This is a genomic window from Microbacterium sp. NPDC060117 (assembly GCF_042729315.1).
Taxonomy (GTDB): Bacteria; Actinomycetota; Actinomycetes; order Actinomycetales; family Microbacteriaceae; genus Microbacterium.
In genome coordinates this window covers 455,617-476,530 of sequence record NZ_JBHWXR010000003.1, presented here as the reverse complement: position 1 = coordinate 476,530, position 20,914 = coordinate 455,617, and the positions used below count along the sequence as shown (strand labels likewise).

The 20,914-nt window shown below is 68.8% G+C and carries 16 protein-coding genes; 15 read left to right on the top strand and 1 reads right to left on the bottom strand.

Annotated features, from left to right (window positions below; genetic code table 11):
* Positions 1–36: 36 nt before the first annotated feature.
* The 10 genes from ACFWCK_RS13905 to ACFWCK_RS13860 all read left to right on the top strand — a co-directional run bounded on the left by ACFWCK_RS13905 (position 37) and on the right by ACFWCK_RS13860 (position 12,978).
* Entirely contained in the window at positions 37–3,423 is a 3,387-nt protein-coding gene (locus ACFWCK_RS13905) for a DEAD/DEAH box helicase family protein (RefSeq protein ID WP_378806395.1), read from the top strand.
* 173 nt (positions 3,424–3,596) lie between these two features.
* On the top strand, positions 3,597–5,453 hold the full coding sequence (gene dnaK / locus ACFWCK_RS13900; RefSeq protein ID WP_233311863.1) for a molecular chaperone DnaK: 1,857 nt from the start codon (positions 3,597–3,599) through the stop codon (positions 5,451–5,453).
* Positions 5,453–6,055 (top strand): nucleotide exchange factor GrpE, encoded by a 603-nt coding sequence (locus tag ACFWCK_RS13895; protein ID WP_233311862.1) that lies wholly within the window; start codon positions 5,453–5,455, stop codon positions 6,053–6,055. Before dnaK ends, ACFWCK_RS13895 begins: the two co-directional genes overlap by 1 nt.
* Positions 6,056–6,065: 10 nt before the next feature.
* Complete coding sequence (locus ACFWCK_RS13890) at positions 6,066–7,052, top strand: DnaJ C-terminal domain-containing protein (protein ID WP_233311861.1); 987 nt, start codon at positions 6,066–6,068, stop codon at positions 7,050–7,052.
* A gap of 163 nt (positions 7,053–7,215) precedes the next feature.
* Complete coding sequence (locus ACFWCK_RS13885; protein WP_233311860.1) at positions 7,216–7,695, top strand: heat shock protein transcriptional repressor HspR; 480 nt, start codon at positions 7,216–7,218, stop codon at positions 7,693–7,695.
* Positions 7,696–7,741: 46 nt separating this feature from the next.
* Positions 7,742–8,128 (top strand): glyoxalase superfamily protein, encoded by a 387-nt coding sequence (locus tag ACFWCK_RS13880; protein ID WP_378806394.1) that lies wholly within the window; start codon positions 7,742–7,744, stop codon positions 8,126–8,128.
* Between the two features lie 424 nt (positions 8,129–8,552).
* Complete coding sequence (locus ACFWCK_RS13875) at positions 8,553–9,923, top strand: ABC transporter substrate-binding protein (RefSeq protein WP_233311857.1); 1,371 nt, start codon at positions 8,553–8,555, stop codon at positions 9,921–9,923.
* A gap of 83 nt (positions 9,924–10,006) precedes the next feature.
* Positions 10,007–10,933: a carbohydrate ABC transporter permease gene (locus ACFWCK_RS13870; RefSeq protein WP_378806393.1), complete on the top strand. Its 927-nt coding sequence runs from the start codon at positions 10,007–10,009 to the stop codon at positions 10,931–10,933.
* A 23-nt stretch (positions 10,934–10,956) separates the two neighbouring features.
* The gene (locus ACFWCK_RS13865; protein WP_233311855.1) at positions 10,957–11,844 is read left to right on the top strand and encodes a carbohydrate ABC transporter permease; all 888 of its coding nucleotides are present in this window, start codon (positions 10,957–10,959) and stop codon (positions 11,842–11,844) included.
* Between the two features lie 30 nt (positions 11,845–11,874).
* Complete coding sequence (locus ACFWCK_RS13860) at positions 11,875–12,978, top strand: DUF4185 domain-containing protein (RefSeq protein WP_378806392.1); 1,104 nt, start codon at positions 11,875–11,877, stop codon at positions 12,976–12,978.
* A 46-nt stretch (positions 12,979–13,024) separates the two neighbouring features.
* Here the strand turns inward: ACFWCK_RS13860 and ACFWCK_RS13855 are convergent, their stop codons facing one another.
* Complete coding sequence (locus ACFWCK_RS13855) at positions 13,025–14,587, bottom strand: molybdopterin-dependent oxidoreductase (protein ID WP_378806391.1); 1,563 nt, start codon at positions 14,585–14,587, stop codon at positions 13,025–13,027.
* A 129-nt stretch (positions 14,588–14,716) separates the two neighbouring features.
* On the opposite strand from ACFWCK_RS13855, the gene ACFWCK_RS13850 reads away from it, so the two are divergent.
* From ACFWCK_RS13850 to ACFWCK_RS13830, 5 genes are all read left to right on the top strand, one after another.
* Entirely contained in the window at positions 14,717–15,391 is a 675-nt protein-coding gene (locus tag ACFWCK_RS13850; protein ID WP_378806390.1) for a fasciclin domain-containing protein, read from the top strand.
* A gap of 135 nt (positions 15,392–15,526) precedes the next feature.
* Positions 15,527–16,126: an ECF RNA polymerase sigma factor SigK gene (gene sigK / locus ACFWCK_RS13845; protein WP_374107833.1), complete on the top strand. Its 600-nt coding sequence runs from the start codon at positions 15,527–15,529 to the stop codon at positions 16,124–16,126.
* Positions 16,123–16,971 (top strand): anti-sigma factor domain-containing protein, encoded by an 849-nt coding sequence (locus ACFWCK_RS13840; RefSeq protein WP_378806389.1) that lies wholly within the window; start codon positions 16,123–16,125, stop codon positions 16,969–16,971. Before sigK ends, ACFWCK_RS13840 begins: the two co-directional genes overlap by 4 nt.
* Positions 16,972–17,190: 219 nt before the next feature.
* Positions 17,191–18,963: an ABC transporter transmembrane domain-containing protein gene (locus ACFWCK_RS13835; protein WP_378806388.1), complete on the top strand. Its 1,773-nt coding sequence runs from the start codon at positions 17,191–17,193 to the stop codon at positions 18,961–18,963.
* The gene (locus ACFWCK_RS13830; protein ID WP_378806387.1) at positions 18,960–20,765 is read left to right on the top strand and encodes an ABC transporter ATP-binding protein; all 1,806 of its coding nucleotides are present in this window, start codon (positions 18,960–18,962) and stop codon (positions 20,763–20,765) included. The genes ACFWCK_RS13835 and ACFWCK_RS13830 overlap by 4 nt, the downstream gene beginning before the upstream one ends.
* The last annotated feature ends 149 nt before the right edge of the window (positions 20,766–20,914 follow it).

Below are 20,914 nucleotides of genomic sequence, written 5' to 3'. Positions count from 1 at the left end.
CGCCTTGCAGCGTCGTCCGCCACTGACGGGGGACCGATGACCAACTTCGACTTCATCAGAGCCGATTGGCCTGAGATCACGGCCGAGGCGATGCGCGCGGAGCACTACGCCCACGGTGACCCCCGCGGGTCGATGTTCTACGCGCGCCGCACGGTCGAACTCACCGTCACCTGGCTGTACCGCGCTGACGCCACCCTCCGGCAACCCTACAAGGACGACCTGGCCTCGCTGCTGCACGAGCCGACGTTCAAGCAGCTCGTCGGTGAGGCCGTGCTCGCGAAACTCAACTTCATCCGCAAGCGCGGAAACGACGCCGTGCACCGCGCCACAGCTCTAGGCTCAGGCGACAGCGTCCCCGTCGTCGCCGAGCTGTTCCATGTGCTCGCCTGGCTCGCCGCCCGCTACTCCAGCGACCCGCAAGCAGCCTCGGCTCCTCGAGTCTTCGATGCTGCCAAGCTCCCGAAGCCGCAGCCCGGACTCATCCAGAAGACCCGCGCCGAGTTGGCATTCGTGCTGCAGGAGAACGAGGCGAAGGACCGTCGACTCGCCGAAAAGGAACAGGAGTCCGACGACCTCCGCGCTCAGATCGCACAACTTCAGGCGCAGATCGCCGGGGTCAAGGCGAAGAACGAGGCCATCCCCGATACCCACGACTACGACGAGGAGGCGACGCGCGATCGCTTCATCGACGTGTTGCTGCGGGAAGCCGGGTGGAATCCGTCCGCGCCCGACGCCACCGAGTTCAGGGTGACCGGTCTCGTCGGCGCATCCAGCGGGGAAGGCCGTGTCGACTACGTGCTCTGGGGCGACGACGGCAAGCCTCTCGGACTCATCGAGGCCAAGCGCACCAAGCGCGACGCCCGCGCCGGGCAGCAGCAGGCGAAGCTCTACGCCGACGCTCTGGAGGCGAGGTTCGGTCAGCGCCCCGTCATCTTTACCAGTAACGGATACGAGCACTGGATCTGGGACGACGTGCGCTACCCGCCGCGACCCGTGCAGGGCTTCTACACCCGCGAGGAGTTGGCACTTCTGGTGCAGCGCCGCACCTCTCGTCGCCCGCTCGCATCGATTCCGATCGACGACGAGGTCGCTTCCCGCGGATACCAGCATCAGGCGATCCGCGCAGTCACCGAGGCGTTCGAACGCGACAACGAGCGCCACGCGCTGCTCGCCATGGCCACCGGCAGCGGCAAGACCCGCACGGTCATCGCCCTCGTCGACGTGCTGACGAAGGCGAACTGGGTCAAGCGGGTGCTGTTCCTCGCAGACCGCGTCGCCCTCGTGAATCAGGCTGTCGGCGCGTTCAAACAGCTCACCCCTGACCTGCCCACGGTGAACCTCGTCGCTGATCGCAGCCAGGACGGTCGCGTCTACGCCTCGACCTATCCGACCATGATGGGACTGATCGATCAGGGCGACGACGATGAGCGCCGCTTCGGGTCGGGATACTTCGACCTCATCGTGATCGATGAGGCGCACCGGTCGGTGTACCAGAAGTACGGCGCCATCTTCGAGTACTTCGATGCGCCGCTCGTCGGCCTCACCGCAACGCCGAAGGACGAGGTCGATCACAATACCTATCGGCTCTTCCGCCTCGAGGACCGCGTACCCACCTTCTCGTACGACCTCGCGAAGGCGATCGCCGACGGCTACCTGGTGCCGCCGACCGCACGCATCATCGACTCGCAGTTCGTGCGCCGCGGGATCCGCTACGACGACCTCAGCGACGACGAGAAGGAGGAATGGGATCTCGCCGACTGGGACGATGACGGCACCATCCCGGACCGCGTCGACCCGGCCGCCATCAACACCTGGCTCTTCAATGCCGACACGGTCGACAAGGTGCTCGAAATCCTGATGGCGGAGGGGCGCACGGTCGCCGGAGGCGACCGCCTCGGCAAGACCATCGTCTTCGCCAAGAACAACGACCACGCCCAGTTCATCGCCGATCGCTTCGATGTCAACTATCCGGAGTACGCCGGGCAGTTCGCGCGCGTCATCACCCACCGCGTCGAGCGCGCTCAGAACCTCATCGACGAGTTCGCCCAGCCGGAGCGAGCGCCGCACATCGCGATCTCCGTCGACATGCTCGACACCGGCATCGATGTTCCCGAGGTCGTAAATCTCGTCTTCTTCAAGCCGGTCTTCTCGAAATCGAAGTACTGGCAGATGATCGGCCGCGGCACGCGGCTGCGCGCCGACCTCTACGGCGACGGCGAGGACAAGCAGGACTTCATCGTCTTCGACGTCGGCGGGAACGTGGAATACTTCGGACAGAACATCGCCGAAGCATCCGCCGGCGGCACCCGGCCCCTGCATGCCCGGCTGTTCCTCGCCCGGCTCGATCTGCTCCGCGCGCTCGACCGGTCCGGCGGGGATGATGCGGATGCCGAACTGCGGCGTGACATCGCGGAAGGCCTTCAGGCCATCGTCGTCGGCATGAACGAGAACAACTTCCTCGTGCGCCCTCACCGGCGCGCAGTGGAGCGGTTCGCCGGCGGGGATGCCTGGCAGCAGGCCGATCTCGATGGGGCGGACGCACTCGCCGACCTGCCGTCGGCGGTTGCAGTGCTCGACACCGACGAGAGGGCGAAGCGATTCGACCTGCTCATGCTGCGCACCGAGCTCGCCGTGCTCGTCTCGGACCCGCTACTGCCCACGCTGCAGCAGAAGGTGCAGGCCGTGGCATCCGCACTAGGTGAGCGGCGCAGCATCCCGGCCGTCGCTGCGCATGCTGACCTCATCGACGCCGTCGCGGGAGCGGACTGGTGGGCCGACGTCACCGCCCCGATCCTGGACGCCGCGCGGCGGCGCCTGCGTGACCTCGTCTCGCTGATCGAGGTGCGGGATCGACGTCGCCTGTTCACCGACTTCGCCGACGACCTGACCGTCGGCGAAGCCGTGTCGATTCGCTACGACACGCCCGGAGTGGATCAGCCCCGGTTCCGTGACAAGCTGTTCGCCTCGCTGTGCAAACACGAGAACCATGTCGTGCTGCGCAAGCTGCGCACGGGAAAGCAGCTCACCGAACTCGACCTGCAAGAGCTGCAGCGGCTGCTGGCGGACGACGGGGGCTTCGGGCCTCAGGATCTCGACGAGCTCGATCGTGCCGCGACCGAGTCGCAGGGGCTCGGTCTGCTGATCCGTTCGATCGTGGGGCTGGAAACCTCTGCCGCGCAGGAGGCCTTGTCGGGCTTCGTCTCGGCGCGCAGGCTCACCGCTCGGCAGATCGGTTTCGTCGACGTGATCGTCTCCCAGCTCTCCGCCACCGGGTCAGTGTCAATCGCGGCACTCTACGATCCGCCGTTCGACGCGCTGGCCGCTTCCGGCCCGGAGGACGTGTTCAGTGAGGCTGAGCTGACTGATCTGGACAGCGCCCTCCGGGCCGTGGCTGACACCGCACGTCCGATTCGAAGCGCATGATGACCCGGGTCCGCCTCCGCTCAAAGTTGAGCGGAGGTTTATCAACTTTGTTTTGACTTCCCTTGACGCTGGGCGTACCCTTGAGTCATCGCGACTCAGGTTTCCCGCGGGTGTTCCCGGGGGTCCGGAGTTCGCGCAGACTTCCACGAACTTCCGACTGAAGGAGAAAACAAATGGCACGTGCTGTCGGTATCGACCTCGGTACGACGAACTCCGTCGTCAGCGTCCTCGAGGGCGGCGAGCCCAAGGTCATCGCCAACGCAGAAGGCTTCCGGACCACCCCCTCGGTGGTCGCCTTCACCAAGGACGGGGAGGTGCTCGTCGGCGAGACCGCGAAGCGCCAGGCCGTCACCAACGTCGACCGCACGATCGCGTCGGTCAAGCGCCACATGGGCACCGACTGGTCGTTCGACGTGGACGGCAAGAAGTGGACGCCGCAGGAGATCTCCGCGCGCATCCTCATGAAGCTGAAGCGCGACGCCGAGGCGTACCTGGGCGACACCGTGACCGACGCGGTCATCACCGTCCCGGCGTATTTCAACGACGCCGAGCGCCAGGCCACCAAGGAGGCCGGCGAGATCTCGGGCCTGAACGTCCTGCGCATCATCAACGAGCCCACCGCGGCCGCCCTGGCCTACGGCCTGGACAAGGGCAAGGAGGACGAGCTCATCCTCGTCTTCGACCTCGGTGGCGGCACGTTCGACGTGTCCCTGCTCGAGGTGGGCAAGGACGACGACTTCTCCACCATCCAGGTGCGCTCCACCGCCGGCGACAACCGCCTCGGCGGCGACGACTGGGACCAGCGTCTCGTCGACTACCTGATCAAGCAGTTCAAGGACTCGACCGGCGTCGACGTCTCGGGCGACAAGATCGCGCTGCAGCGCCTCAAGGAGGCCGCGGAGCAGGCGAAGAAGGAGCTCAGCTCCTCCACGTCCACGAGCGTCAACCTGCCGTACCTGTCGCTCACGGAGAACGGCCCCGTGTCGCTTTCCGAGACGATCACGCGCGCGAAGTTCGAGGACCTCACTAAGGACCTCCTCGACCGCACCAAGAAGCCCTTCGAGGACGTCATCCGCGAGGCCGGCATCAAGGTCGGCGACATCGCGCACGTCGTGCTCGTCGGCGGATCCACCCGCATGCCCGCCGTGGCCGAGCTCGTCAAGCGCGAGACCGGCAAGGAGGCCAACAAGGGCGTGAACCCGGACGAGGTCGTCGCCGTCGGCGCCGCGCTGCAGGCCGGCGTGCTGAAGGGCGAGCGCAAGGACGTCCTGCTCATCGACGTCACCCCCCTGAGCCTCGGCATCGAGACCAAGGGCGGCATGATGACCAAGCTCATCGAGCGCAACACGGCCATCCCGACCAAGCGCAGCGAGACCTTCACCACCGCCGACGACAACCAGCCGTCGGTCGCGATCCAGGTCTTCCAGGGCGAGCGCGAGTTCACCCGCGACAACAAGCCGCTGGGCACCTTCGAGCTGACCGGCATCGCGCCGGCTCCGCGCGGCATCCCGCAGGTCGAGGTCACCTTCGACATCGATGCGAACGGCATCGTGCACGTGTCCGCCAAGGACAAGGGCACCGGCAAGGAGCAGTCGATGACGATCACGGGCGGCTCCTCGCTGTCCAAGGAGGACATCGACCGCATGGTGCGCGAGGCCGAGGAGCACGCCGCCGAGGACAAGAAGCGCCGCGAGTCGGCCGAGGTCCGCAACCAGGCCGAGACGCTGTCCTACGGCGTCGAGAAGGTCATCTCGGAGAACGAGGACAAGCTCCCGGAGAACGTCAAGACCGAGGTCAAGGCCGATGTCGACGCGCTGAAGACCGCGCTGGCCGGCGAGGACGACGAGGCCGTGAAGACCGCGTTCGACAAGCTGACCCAGTCGCAGACCAAGCTCGGTGAGGCCATCTACGCATCGCAGCAGGCCGACGCGGCCGCCGACGGTGCCGCCGAGGAGGCCGCTGCGGAGACGGGGTCCGATGAGGACGTCGTGGACGCCGAGGTCGTGGACGACGAGGACGAGAAGAAGTAATGACGGATCCCAAGGACTTCGACGAGAACGCCGGAGTTCCGAGCGAGGGGTCGGACGCGAACGCGTCCGGCCCCCAGCCGGATTCCGGCGCCGATGACGAGCTCACGGTCGACGACATCCTGAACATCGCGCAGAGCGAGGACGCGCTCGCCGAGGACGCCGCGGAGGACGCGGCCCTCGCCGACGCCGAGCACACGCTGCTCGTCGACCTCAAGCGCCTTCAGGCCGAGTACGCGAACTACCGCCGCCGCACCGAGGAGCAGCGCGGCGTCGAGATCCAGCGCGCGAAGGGCGAGGCCGCGAAGGGCCTGCTCCCCGTGCTCGACGATCTCGACCGCGCCGCTCAGCACGGCGATCTGGAGGAGGGCACCCCCTTCGCCGCGATCGCCGACAAGGTGCGCTCCGTCGTGGAACGCCTCGGCGTGGTCTCCTACGGCGAGAAGGGCGACGAGTTCGACCCGCAGCAGCACGAGGCGATCTTCCAGCAGCCCACCCCGGGCGTGGCGAAGGCCGTCGTGCTCGAGGTCGTCGAGGTGGGCTACCGCCTGGGCGATGTCGAGCTGCGTCCCGCCAAGGTCGTCGTCGCCGTCCCCGCTGAGTAGGGGGTGGTCGATGGCTAGCCAGGACTGGTTCGACAAGGACTTCTACAAGACCCTCGGCGTCTCCAAGGACGTGTCCGAGGCGGACATGAAGAAGACCTACCGCAAGCTCGCGCGCAAGTACCACCCGGACTCCAACCCCGGCGACGCCGCGGCGGAGGCGAAGTTCAAGGAGATCAGCGAGGCGTACTCGGTGCTCTCCGACGCCGAGCAGCGCGCGGAGTACGACCAGATCCGCGCGATGGGCGCCGGCGGCGCGCGCTTCACGGCTCCGGGCAGCGCCGGCAACGGCGGCTTCGACGACGTGTTCAGCGCGTTCAACCGGGGCCGTGGCGGGCAGTCCGCCGACTTCGACGACATCTTCGCCATGTTCAACCAGGGCGGTGGAGGGTTCGGATCCGGTCGGTTCGGGCAGTCGTCCGGCGGGTTCCGGGGCTATGGCGGCCCGCAGAAGGGCGCCGACGTCACGGCCCGCACCACGCTGTCGTTCGCGACCGCGGTGAAGGGCGAGACCGTCACGCTGCAGGGCGAGGACGGGCGTCCGCTCAAGGTGAAGATCCCCGCGGGCGTGAAGGACGGGCAGAAGATCCGTCTGCGCGGTCGTGGGCGGCCTTCGCCCGACGGCGGGGAGAACGGCGACATCGTGGTCCAGGTGGCCGTGAAGCCGCACCCCGTGTTCACCCGTGACGGCCTGAACCTGCGGGTCACCGTGCCGGTCACGTTCACCGAGGCGGCGCTGGGCGCCACCATCGAGGTGCCGACCCTCGGCGGGGATCCGGTCAAGCTCAAGGTCGCGCCGGGCACGCCGTCCGGTCGGGTCCTGCGGGTCAAGGGCCGGGGTGTCACCACGTCGAAGGCCACCGGCGACCTGCTCGCCGAGGTTCAGGTCGCCGTGCCGTCCCACCTCGACGAGGCCGCACGTGAGGCGCTGGAGCGCTTCCGCGCGGCCGAGCCGGCCGAGAACCCGCGCGCCGAGCTGCTGGCGAAGGCGCGGGCGTGATGGTGGGCGCGATGGGCGGCGCTTCGCTCCGGGACCGTGACGAAACGCGGTGCTCTCGCAAGAGACCGCGTTTCGTCTCGCTCCTCGCTGCGCTCGGGGCTCGCTCAACGACCCCGGGGAAGGCGCGCTCGCTCGACGACCCCGTTCGTGCGGGAGGTGGGCTATGCCCGATGAGCGCATGAACGCCGAGACCCCGATCTTCGCGATCGCCGTCGCCGCTGAGCTCGCCGGCATGCACCCGCAGACGCTGCGGCAGTACGACCGGATCGGCCTGGTCGTCCCCGGCCGTACCAGGGGCGGATCCCGTCGCTACTCGATGCGCAACATCGAGCAGCTGCGCGAGGTCGCCCAGCTGTCCGGCGAAGGGATGAGCCTGCCCGCGATCGCGCGCCTGCTCGACCTCGAGGACGAGGTGCGCACCCTGCGGCGCCGCGTGGGCGAGCTCGAGCACGACCTGCGTGAGGAGCGGGCGAACCGCCCCGGCGTCCGCGTGTTCGCCGCCGGCACGACCGGATCCGTCATGGCCGTCCCGTCCGGACGCCGGATCCGCCGCCCCACCGAGGTCGTGCTGTGGCGACCGTGGGGGAGCGCCCCGGAGCACGGCGACGACGTCGCCGACGATCCGGACGACAGCCGGCGCTGACGCCGCATCACGGCGCTGACCGGGCAGCACGGCGTAGGGTCTGGTCATGAGCTCCCTCGGCGCCGCCGTCCCCGTCCTGCGCATCTTCGACGTCGCGCTCGCGAGGCGCTTCTACCTGGACCGGCTCGGGTTCGAGGTCGAGTTCGAGCACCGGTTCGCAGAGGGCCTTCCGCTGTATCTGGGGATCCGCCGCGGCGACTGCCGGATCCATCTCAGCGAGCATTACGGCGACGGAACACCCGGGACCGCCGTGTGGATCCCGATGCGAGACGTCGTCGGCTTCCGTGCCGAGTTCTTCGAGCGCAGCGCCGGCGAGGCGCCCTTCCCCGGAATCGAAGACGATGCCCCGGGCGGCGCGACGATGGTCGTGCCCGACCCGTTCGGCAACATGCTGCGCTTCGCCGAGTCCGGCGACGCCGACGCCGACGGCTGAGCGCGGAGATCGCGCACCCGTCGATGCTGCTCCGGCCGGGCGGATCCATCGCCCGGAAGGTGCGGCGGGGGAGGGCGCTGCGGCAGGCGGCGGGTTCATGCAGACTCCTTCTCGGGTGTTCATCTGAGGGGTTCGTCACGTCTGCGAGAGGGGAACGAGGCGGTGAAATCGATTTCCCCTGCGCCGACCCTGGAGGGCGCGTTGCGCAGCGGGAAGCTCCACCCGGAGTTCCGCAGGATGCGAAATCGTCACCCGACCGCGCGGAATCGCGGGAATCGACGAAGAGCGTCTTGTGTCTGAAATCGATTTCGCCTACTCTGAGTGCAGCCCGGTCGATGCCGACTCAGCGCGACCGCGGACCCGGACCCCTGTGCCGGACCCAGCACCGATTCGACGAGGAAGTCGTGTTCCCGAGGAGGAACCCATGAAGACGGACACACAGCGCACGCGCCGGGTGGTGATGGCCGCTCTCGGCGGCATCACGGCGGTAGGACTGCTCGCGGGCTGCGGCTCGAGCACTCCGGGCCAGGCCGCAGGCGACGGAGGCGACTCCTCCGGCAAGACCACCATCGAGTTCTGGCACCGCACCTTCACGCCGCCCGAGAACGCCTGGTACAAGGACATCGTCAAGAAGTTCAACGCCTCCCAGGACAAGATCGTCGTGAAGGACACCGAGATCCCCGCCGACGCCTGGGACCAGAAGATGAAGGCCGCGCAGGCCGCGGGCAAGGCACCCGACATCTACACCCACTCCGGCAGCATCCAGGACGCCGTGAACGCCGGGCAGCTGTACGACCTCGGCAAGGTCGTCGACAAGTCCAAGCTCGGCGAGATCATCGACTCCGCCAAGTCGGTGTCCGAGATCGGCGGCACCTATTACGCGTATCCGCTTCTGCAGGAGGCGCAGACAGTGCTGTTCTGGAACAAGGACATGCTCTCCAAGGCCGGCGTCGACACCGACAAGGCACCGGCGACCTGGGACGACCTGCTCGCCGACTGCGCCAAGATCCAGCCGACGCTCGCGCAGGGGCAGTACTGCATCTCGCCGGCGTCCGACGCGATCACCTTCGCCTGGTCGACCGTCGGCCAGCAGTACAACTTCGCCGGGCACACCGCGCTCACCGACGACTGGTCCAAGCCGGACATCGACAACGCCGCATACCGTGACCTGATGTCCAAGTACAAGGAGCTGTGGGACAAGGGGTACATGCCCAAGCAGGCCCTCGCCGCCTACGTGGAGGGCAAGGACTTCGGGCAGAAGAAGGTCGCCTTCAAGGTCTCCGGCTCGTGGATGATGTCCGAGATCGGATCCGACTATCCCGATCTGCTCACCAAGACCGGGATCGGCGCCTTCCCGAACGCCTCGAGCGCCGACGGCCGCACCGCGACCACGCTCGGCAACTTCAAGTGGGTCATCGACGCGAAGAGCAAGCACGCCGACGCGGCCGGGAAGTTCCTCGAGTGGTCCCTGGCAGGCGACCCGCAGAACCTCGTGCCCTTCTTCGTGAACACGCAGTTCACGAAGGTCCCCGTGCGCAAGACCGTGCAGGACGCCGTCGCGAAGGACGAGGCCGCGGCCAAGGCGCCCTGGTCGACCGTGATCACGAACGACATCGCCCCGGACGCGATCCCCGAGCCGACCTACCCGTGGGACGTCTCGCTCGCCGTCGGCACCGCCATGGAGTCGGTGATGAAGGGCGCGGCCTCGCCGGATGACGCGATCAACACGGCGAACGCCGCGATCCAGAAGGTCATCCAGTCGCAGGATCTGCCCAGCAAGGCTCCCAAGAAGTGAGTGCGGCGCGGTCGGGGACCGCTGCGCGGCCGTCCCCGACCGCGCAGTCCGCGCCCACCAGCTACGAACGACGGGGAGAGATGATGGTCACCGAAGCGATCGAGGGCGGGCGCACGGTCAAGCGCCGGCACGCGCGATACCGGAGTCGCGACACGAAGCTCGCGTATCTGATGCTCGCCCCCGTGGTGATCCTGCTGGGTGTCTTCGTCGCGTGGCCGGCGGTGTACGCCGGCTTCCTGTCCTTCCAGGACTGGAGCTTCTACAAGGATCCGCAGTTCGTCGGCTGGAAGAACTACGCCGACGTGCTGACCGACCCGCTGTTCGTCGCCACGATCGGCCGCGGCTTCCTGTTCGTGCTGCTGACGGTGCCCCCGATGCTCGTGCTCGCATTCCTCTTCGCGAGTCTCGTGGTGAGCCTGTCGCGCCGGCTGGCGACGATCCTCAAGGTCAGCATCTACATCCCCACGATCATCTCCGGAGTCATCGCGTCCATCATCTTCGTGGTGATCTACGCGTACGACGGCGGAATCCTGAACGCCGTGCTCGCCGTGTTCCACATCGACGCGGTCTCCTGGATCGGGGATCCGGCCTGGGCGCTGCTCGCCGTCGCCGTGCCGGCCGTCTGGCTCGGCATGGGCCTGACCTCGCTGATCATGGTCGCCGCGATGGTCGACATCCCGACCGAGTACTACGAGGCCGCGGCGATGGAGGGGGCCGGCTGGTGGCAGAAGACCTTCTACATCACGATGCCGCAGATGAAGAACGTGTTCCTGTACCTGCTGATCACGGGTTTCGTCGCGGCGATCCAGCAGTTCGAGCTGCCCCTCGTCATGACGCAGGGTGGTCCGCTGGACTCGACCACGCTGCCCAACCTGTTCATCTTCAACCACTTCCGCAACGACGTGAACGTGGGCTACTCGATCGCCGCGGCGCTGCTGTTGTTCGTGGTGCTGGGATCGGTGTCGGCCCTGGTGTTCAAGTTCATCAACTCCGAGAGGCTGGTCGACTGATGAGCGCGACGTACCCTGCGACCGTGCCCGAGACGACCCGCATCGTCCTGGACGGCAAGGACCACCGCCGGTTGAAGGTGCCGCACGGCGTCGGCGGCTGGGCGGCGTTCATCGGCAAGGGCGTGGTCGGGCTGATCTTCCTGCTCGCCGCACTGTTCCCGCTCGCGTGGATGGTGATCGCCGGCTTCAAGGCGAAGACCGAGGTGCTGAGTACGCCGTTCCAGTTCTTCCCCGAGGTGTGGCACTGGGAGAACTACACGAAGATCCTCGGCGACGAGACCTTCCTGCGGACGCTCGGCTGGACGTTCCTCGGCGCGATCCTGTTCACCGTGCTCAGCCTCACCGTGAACTCGTTCGCGGCGTACGCCTTCGCCCGGCTCGAGTTCCGGTTCCAGCGGACGCTGTGGGTCGCCGTCATCACGACCATGTTCATCCCGGGGATGACGATCCTGCTCACCAGCTTCATCGTCGTGACGAAGCTCGCGATGCTCGACACGCTCGCCGTGCTGGTGATCCCCGGAGCGGCCAGCGCCGCGTCGGTGTTCTTCATCCGGCAGTTCTACCTGAACATCCCGGCCAGCCTCGAGGAGGCGGCGATGCTCGACGGCTGCGGCCGGTTCGGGATCTTCGTGCGGATCTTCCTGCCGTTGTCGAAGCCGCCGTTCGTCGTCATGGGCATCACGGCGTTCCTCGCCTACTGGAACTCCTACGTGTGGCCGATCATGACGATCACATCGCCGGAGAAGTTCGTGCTGCAGCAGTACCTGGCCGAGTTCCGCACCGGCCGCGGCTCGAGCGAGCTCGGCCTTCTCATGGCGGGATCCGTGCTCGCGGCAGCGCCCGTCGTGATCCTGTTCCTCATCTTCCAGCGTCAGATCATCGGCAACATCAAGATGGCAGGGCTCAAGTAGCCCGGCCGCGTTCTCGAAGAGGAGAAGGCCATGTCCGAAGAATCGATCCGTCCTGCCCTCGGCCTGACCCGCCGCGGCCTGCTGCAGGGAGCGCTCGCCGCAGGTGCTACGCTCGGCGTCTCGGCGCTGGGTGCGAGCCCGGCGGCGGCCGCCGGGCTCACCGTGAACCGTATGAAGGTGCTCGCCGGAACGCAGGCCGGAGTGCAGTACGGGATCGGCGCGACCGATCTCGGGATCCCCGTGCGCACGCCCGACGGGCGGCTGCTGTTCATGTTCGGCGACACCTGGGCCGACGCCGTGGGCGGCGCGAACTGGCGCTCCCCGGTGGCGCTGTACTCCTCGACCACCGACCTCACGACGGGGGTCGTGTTCAACGGCGCGGCGGGAGCAGGTGCGAACACGCAGGTCACGGCGCCGCAGCTCTGGTACTACCCGCACGACGCGTACTACGAGACGGTGATCCCGTCCGACGTGATCACGATCGGCTCGCGGATGTATCTGCACGCGATCGTGAACGGGCCGACGTTCGGCGCGGTGCGCTGGACCGAGCTGTGGCAGTCCGACGACTCCGGGGCGACCTGGCAGCACACCGGGCTGACGTTCCCATCCGACATGGCCGGCGGGCACTTCCAGTGCATCACCTGGGGTCAGGGCAACGACGGTTACGTCTACATCTACGGCACGGGCTTCCAGCGCGACAAGGGCATCGTGCTCTACCGCGTGCCGCAGAACAGCATGACCACCCTGTCGGCGTACCAGCCCTGGGGCTTCGCCAACGGCGCCTGGGGCTGGGGCAACCCGGCGACCGAGGTGCTGCCGGGCAAGTTCGGCGAGATGTGCCTGCGGCCGCTCGGCGGCAAGTGGATCCTGACCTGGTTCAACGCCGATGCGTACCGGATCGACGCGATGATCGTGAACACGCCGACGGACAACCTCTACACGGCCGCGAAGACCACTCTGCTCTGGGGCGGGAACTGGGGCGCCGAGGATGCGACCCACGTCGCCCAGCTCTACGGCGGCTACATCCTGCCGGGCTCGACGCTGTCGGATCTGCATCTCAGCGTGAGCCAGTGGAACACCGGGAACAACAGCGTCTACCACGTGGAGCAGTTCCGGATCCAGGGTCTGGCCTGACGGGGCGCCGACGCCGACTCCGGCGCCGTTCACGGGACCGCTCTGCTCAGCCGGCCGAGCCCACGCGGACGACGGTCGACTGCCATCCGGTCGAGCCGTTCGGTGCGATCGGAGTGCGTTCCCGCTCCTGCATCCGACCGTGCCGATCGGTGGCGCGGACGACCAGGGTGTGAGTGCCGCTCGTCGCGTTCCAGTCGAGGAACCACTGCACCCAGGTGTCGTCGCTGACCGGAGCGGACAGCGTCGCGGTCTGCCAGGATCCTCCATCGATCTGCACCTCGACCCGCTCGATCCCCACGGTCTGCGCCCAGGCGACGCCGGCGATCCTGGCGGCGCCCGGCGCGATCTCCTTGTCGATGCGAGGCGTGTCGATGCGGCTCGAGAGCTTGATCGGCGCTTGGGCGCTGTAGCCGCGGGGCGTCCAATAGGCCTGGTCCTTCTCGAACGTCGTCACCGTCATCCGGCTGAGCCACTTCGTCGCCGAGACGTAGCCGTACAGTCCGGGCACGACCATCCGCACCGGGAAGCCGTGCTCCGGGGGCAGGGGCTCGCCGTTCATCGCCACGGCGAGGATCGCGTCCCGACCCGGGTCCGTGAGGGCGTCGATCGGGGTGCTCGCGGTGAAGCCGTCGATGCTGCGGGAGAGCACCATGTCGGCCCCCTTCGAGGGAGCGGCGAGGGCGAGCACCTCGCGCACGGGCACGCCCAGCCATCGCGCGTTGCCGACGAGGTCGCCGCCGACCTGGTTCGAGACGCAGGTCAGGGTCACGGCGTACTCGCGCAACCCCATCCGCAGCAGCTCGTCGAAGGTCAGCTCGACGCGCTTCCCGACCATGCCGTCCACGGTCAGCCGCCAGTCCGCGGGTGCCAACGACGGCACCGTCAGCGCGGTGTCGACGCGGTAGAAGTCCGCGTTCGGGGTGAACAGCGGGGAGAGCCCCGGGATGTCTAGCTCGGCGCCGGCGGGCACCGTGATCCGGGTCAGCGGTTCGGGCAGATGCAGCGCCTTGCGCACGGACGCGACCGAGGTCGTCGCGATCGTTCCGATGCGGGCTCCCGTCCCGACGACGATCGCGGCGACCCCGCCCAGCGCGGTCAGCAGGAGGAAGCGCCGCCGATCCGGTCCGGAACCGCGGTCGCCGGCGGTCTCAGGGTCGCGCCATCGTCGCAGCGCTGCGATCGACATCCGCAGGAACACGCAGCCCGCGATCGCGCCGATGAGGGAGGGCAGGGCGGACGACGGCGTCGCCCCCGCGCGCGTCAGAGCGGCCAGCATCCCGGCGGCGCCCGCCACGGCGAACACGGCGACGCCCGCCCAGCCGCGCCGACGCTCGAGGACGCCGGCACCGGCGGCGACCACGAGCACCCCGACACCGAGAGTCATCAGGAGGAACAGCTTGTCGTTCGTTCCGAAGAGGTCGATCGCCAGCTCCTTGGCCCACTGCGGCACGATGTCGATGACGAACGAACCCGCCGCCAGCAGTGGGCTCGCGTCCCGCGCGGCGACGAAGGCCGTGAGTTCGGCGCCGGCGACGAACACCGCACCGCTGACCACCCCCGCGACGGCGGCCCAGCTCCGTGCCACGGCGTTCCCTGTGCTCTCACCCATGCTCGTGGTTCGTCGCGATCGGCGGATCGGATGGCGATCCGGGCGGATCCAATCCGGTGAGGGCGCGGCTCCGAACGCATCGTGTCGGCCGAGGAACGGTCGCGATGCACCAGTCAAAGGAGAAAGATCATGCGATCCACTGTTCGCCTGCACACCCGGGCGTCGCTCGCCGCAGCCGGCCTGCTGGCCGCCACGGCCCTGGCCCTCACGGGTTGTTCATCGATGTCGGGCTCGTCCGGGTCGTCGTCCGAGCCATCGTCGAGCGCGCCGGCCGCGTCGCCGTCTCAGACGATGGATCCCGCGGCCGATCTGGTCGGCCCCGGATGTTCGGCCTACGCGCAGCAGGTCCCCTCCGGCGCGGGTTCCGTCGCCGGGATGGCTCAGGATCCGGTGGCGACGGCTGCCAGCAACAACCCGCTGCTGACCACTCTGGTCGCAGCCGTCTCGGGAAAGCTCAACCCCAAGGTGAATCTGGTCGACACGCTCAACGGGAGCGAGTTCACCGTGTTCGCACCCGTCGATGATGCGTTCAAGAAGATCGACCCCGCGACCATCGACACGCTGAAGACGGACGCCGGTGCGGACACCCTGAGCAAGATCCTGACGTATCACGTCGTCGCCGGTCAGATCTCGCCGAAGGACATCGTCGGCATGCACAAGACCGTCGAGGGCGGCGAGGTGACGGTGACCGGCTCGGGGGACAGCCTCAAGGTGAATGACGCGAACGTGATCTGCGGCGGCGTCCACACCGCGAACGCGACCGTCTACCTCATCGACTCCGTCCTGATGCCGCCGGCGCAGTAAGCACCGGCGCACCCACGAGACCGACCGGACCGCATGCGCACAGGCATCGCCTGGGCATGCGGTCCCGTCGCTCGGCGGGAGGCGCGGCGGCACTCGTCCGCGACGCATTGCCGGGACCGGGCGGGGAGGTGGGGCATGCTGGAAGCCATGGTGATCGACGACCGCGAGCACGCCGAGCAGGACGGCGGCGACGACCTCGCGACCGCGCTGCTGGTGCGCGTCGCGGAGGGCGATCAGTCGGCGTTCGCCGAGCTCTACGACATGCTGTCGTCGCGCGTGTTCGGTCTCATCCTCCGCGTGCTGGTGAACCGCTCGCAGAGCGAGGAGGTGCTGCAGGAGGTCTTCCTGGAGATCTGGCAGACGGCCGCCCGCTTCGCCTCGGACCGGGGGCGGGGGAGGACCTGGATCCTCACGATCGCGCATCGGCGGGCGGTGGACCGGGTGCGGTCCTCGCAGGCCAGCTCCGACCGGGACGTGCGCATCGGAGCGCGCGATCTCGACGTCGCCCACGACAGCGTCGCCGAGCAGGCCGAGCTGTCGATCGAGGCGAACCGGGTGGTCGACGCCCTGTCGGCGCTCCCGGACGCGCAGCGCGAGGCGCTGGTGCTCGCGTACTACGGCGGATACTCGCAGAGCGAGATCGCCACGATCACGGGTTCGCCGCTGGGAACGGTGAAGACCCGGATGAGAGACGGACTCACGCGTCTTCGGACGCACTGGGGGGTGAACGCATGAACGAGCCGGAGTTCGCCGAGCTGGCCGCCGGCCACAGCCTCGGGTCGCTGTCGGCGGAGGACGAGCGACGTTACCGGGTCGCGCTCGCCGCGCACCCCGAGTGGTCGCCGATCGCAGATGACGACGCGGACACCGCCGCGCTCCTCGCCGAGGGTGCCTCACCGGTCGCGCCTCCTCCGGCGCTGCGCGATGCGCTCCTCGCCCGCCTCGCGGTGACGCCTCAGAACCCCGATACCGAGGGTGAGACCGCGGCCGCGGGGGAGGGCGTCGTGTCGACCGGCTCGGAGACCGTGCCCGATGTCGCCCCCGACAAGGCCCCGGTATCGGATTCCCGCCAGCAGGAGCGTGCACGCAGCGCATCCGCGGCGGGGGGAGAGGGCGCGTCGCGTCGACCGCGACGACTGCTGTTCGCCCTGGCCGCGTGCCTCGTGCTGATCGTCGGCCTCGGCGTCGGTGCCGCGGTCGTCATCCCACAGCTGCTGCGCCCCGCGGCCGTCGTCGCACTGGACCGGATCGAGAGTGAACCCGACGCCGCCCAGAAGACCGTGGCGCTGCCCTCCGGGGGGCACGCGACAGCGCACTGGTCGGCGTCGATCGGCACGGCCGTGCTCGTCTCCGACGGACTCGAGCCGTTGGACGGGAACCAGACGTACGAGCTGTGGTTCGTCCGGGGCGACGCGCCCGTGTCGGCCGGTGTCTTCGCCGCCGAGCAGGGCACGACGACCGCGCAGCTGCGGGGCAGCATGCACGCCGGCGATGCGATCGCCGTGACGGTGGAGCCGGCGGGGGGATCCCCCACGGGAAAGCCCACGAGCCAGCCGATCGTCGTCATCCCGACGTCCTGAGCCCGCCTCGTCCCGGGCCGCGAGGCCCCGGACCGCGCTGCCCGGGCGCCGATCGCGGATCTCGTCCGAATCCGTGATATCGATTTCGCGCGAAAGTCGCTAGGGTGTCGATATGCGCCGTTGAACAGGGTTTCCGCGGATCCTCGTGATCCGACCCAGACCGTCGTGCCGTGCGCACGCGGTCGTCGACTCTGTTCCTGCTGCGAGAGGAGACGGGCGATGATCGCCCTTCCCGAGACCTATGTCCCACCGCCCGCCGGCGTCACCCCCGTGGGCTTCCTGGCCTGGCTCGTCCGCATGCAGTGGACGACGGTACTGCAGGGCGTCGTGTGCGACGTGATCTGGCTGCTCGGTCTCGCCCTCACACCCTGGGCGATCGGCCGCGCGGTCGACGAGGGCCTCGTCGCCGGCGACTACGGGGCGTTCCTGCGCTGGCTGGGCGTCGTGGTGTGGCTGCAGCTGCAGCACTCGCTGATCCAAGGGCTCCGGGACAGGGCCGGATCCATCAACTACGAGCGTGGCGTGAGTCGGGTCGACCAGGTGATCGTGCACACGGCGACCCGGATCACCGTCGCCGCCGATCGTCGCTTCGGATCCGGATCGGTCGTCACGATGGCGTCGAACGACGCGTGGTGGTTCGGCTTCGTGCCGATCAACGTGGGCACCCTGGTCTCCGCGCTCGCCTCGTTCATCACCGTCTCGGTGCTGCTTCTGCGCGACTCGGTGCTGCTCGGGGTGCTCGTGATCGTCGCGGTGCCGGCGTTCTCGATGCTGCAGGTGTTCCTCGTCGGCGTTCTGCGAGCTCGGCAGAGCGAGGCCCGTGCGGCGACGCGCGACATGAACGCGGTCGCTGCCGACAGCGTGCGGGGACTTCGTGTGATCCGCGGGATCGGGGGCGAGGAGTGGTTCCTCGACCGGTTCCGGCAGCGATCAGACCGTGCGCGGGATGCGCAGAAGGTGGTCGCGTGGCCGGTGTCGCTCGCTGACGCCCTCGGTGTGCTCATCGCGGGCGTGCTCGTCGTGGGGCTGACCTGGATCGGCGCGGCCATGGTCTCACGCGGTGAATTGCGCGTCGGCGAGCTCGTGGCGTTCTACGGCTATGCCGGCTTCATGGTGCTGCCTGTCACGCTGTTCAACCAGGTGATCCGCGTCGTGGTGCGTGGGATGATCGCGTCGCGTGCGATCGTGGAGCTGCTCGAGGTCGAGCCGCTCTGGCCGGATGCTTCGATGCCCGCAGACGACGGGGCGGGAGTCGCCGGATCGGCCGGCACGGCGAACTCCGGTCCGGGGACCGGCGCCGCCGTGGAGCCGGTGTTGCGCGACCCGCGCACCGGCCTCGCCGCGTACGAGGACGAGCTGCTGGCCGTCGTGGCGCGCGACCCGCAGGAAGCGCGGGCGATCGTCGATCGGCTGGCACGTCTGTCGGCGGATGACGACGATTCCGTCCTCCTGCACGACCGCGTGGTCTCCGGCCTGCCGGTGTCCGAAGTGCGCAGGTGGATCGCGGTATCGGATCCCGTCCCGTTCCTGTTCAGCGGTACGCTGCGCGAACTGCTCGATCCGTGGCGGCGGAACGACGACGCGGCAATTCTCGCGGCGGTGGCCGCCGTCGACGCCGAGGATCTGCTCGCGCCCCTCGAAGAGGGCCTCGATGTGCAGGTGGGCGAGCGCGGGATCGAGTTCTCAGGCGGTCAAAGGCAGCGCCTCGGCGCGGCGCGGGCCCTGCTCAGCCGGGCTCCGATCCTGGTGCTTCACGATCCGACCTCGGCCGTCGACGCGGCGACCGAGGAACGGATGGCGCGCGGGATCCGTGCGCACCGTGCCGGTGGCACCACGATCGTGCTGACGACGAGCCCGCTCGTGCTCGGCAGCGCGGATCGCGTGGTCGTCGTGGAAGACGCGGCGATCCGCGCCGAGGGCACGCACGAAGAGCTGGTCCGCAGCGATCCGGCGTATCGGAGGGCTGTGCTGAGAGCGGAGGGCGTCGCATGATCGCGACCAACGGAACCACCTCGGCCGCGGGGGCGACGCTGCCTCGTGCGAGCGGCGCTCGGGTGCGCCGGGCGCTGGGAGGGATCTGGCGTGCGCACCGTGGACGCTTCCTGCTCGTCGTGCTCCTCAACGGCGCGGCGGCCGCATCCTCGCTCATCTCTCCGCGCCTGATCGGCCTGCTCATCGACCAGCTGCGCGCTGGAGCCGATGTCGCCGAGGTCGCGGCGTACGGCGGCGGGATGCTCGCCGCCGTCGTCGCGCAGAGCCTGTTCGTGTTCGCCGCGGCGCGGAGCGCCTGGCGTCTCGGCGAGGACGTGTTCGCCACGCTCAGGCTCGAGTTTCTCTCCGACGCGCTCGCGGTGCCCATGGGCGTGATCGAGACCGCGGGCACTGGCGAGCTGGTCACGCGCACCACGCAGGACATCAACGCGGTCGGCGAGACCGTGCGATGGGCGCTGCCCGGTTGCCTGGTCTCTGCGCTCACCGTGGTGATGACCGTGATCGCGGCGGTCGTGACATCGCCGGTCATCGCGCCCGTCCACCTCATCGCGGTGCCCGTGCTGATCATTCTGATGCGCTGGTACACGCGGCGGGCCCCCGAGGTCTACCGCAGGCTCGGCGACAGCTACGGGCCCACATACGCCTCGCTCGACGAGACGGCGACCGGAGCGCGGGCGATCGAGGCGCTGAGTCTGCAGGAAGCGCGTCAGCGCTCCATGGCCGCCGCGCTCGTGCTGCACTGGCGTGCCGCGGCCGATCGGATCCGACTGCGCCAGACGATGCTGCCTTGGGCGAACCTCGCGTTCGCCATCCCGGTGTTCTCATCGCTCGCGTGGGGCGGCTGGTTGGCCGTGCACGGCCAGGTCAGCGTCGGCACCGTCGTCACCGTGACGCTGTACGCCGCCGCCCTGGTCTCTCCGCTGGAGTCGCTCATCGACTGGACCGATGAGCTGCAGCGAAGCTATGTGTCGTTCGCGCGGATCCTCGGGGTGGGGGAGGCGATCGGGCCCGCCACCTCGAAGGCCGCCGTCCCCGCCACCACGCAGGTCGAGCTGCACGATGTGAGCTTCGCGTATCGCGAGGGCCGTGAGGTGCTGCACGACGTCTCGCTGCGGATCGTGCCCGGGGAGCGTCTTGCGATCGTCGGGCCCTCCGGAGCGGGCAAGTCGACGCTGGCCCGGCTCCTCGCCGGGATCGACCGCCCGACCAGGGGCCGCGCCACGGTGGGTGGAGCCGACACCGCTGACGTCCCGATCGCGCGCCGCCGCGGGCATCTGCTCCTGGTGGCGCAGGAGAGCCATGTGTTCGCCGCGACCGTGCGCGAGAACGTGCTGCTCGGGCGCCTCGACGCTCGGGATTCCGAGGTCGTCGATGCCTTGGAGCGGATCGGAGCGCTGGACTGGGTCGACGCTCTCGACGACGGTTGGGACACCGTGGTCGGATCCGGCGGACACCCGCTCACGGGAGCGCAGGAACAGCAGCTCGCGCTCGCCCGCGTGCTCCTCGCGGACCCGCACACGATCATCCTGGACGAGGCGACGAGCGCGATGGATCCGACCGCCGCGCGCGACCTCGAGGCCGCGCTCGCCGCGACCATGCAGGGGCGCACGGTGATCGCGATCGCGCACCGGCTGTACACCGCCTACGACGCCGACCGGATTGCGGTCGTGGACGGCGGACGGATCGTGGAGCTCGGATCCCACGACGAGCTCGTCGCCGCAGGCGGCGCCTACGCGCGGCTCTGGGCGCTGTGGCGCGACGACGGCGCCGTGGGCGTCGCGCCGGGCGACGACGAGCGATGATCGAGACCGCTGAAGACGGAACCGGCTCGCGAGCGCTGCCGGTGACCGTGCTCCGGAGGGCACCGTCACCGGATATTGAGCCTGCGTTCAGAAACATAACAGGGTCGGCTCCGTAGCGTGGAAGACCGGGGCAAAGGCCCCGAGGCGAG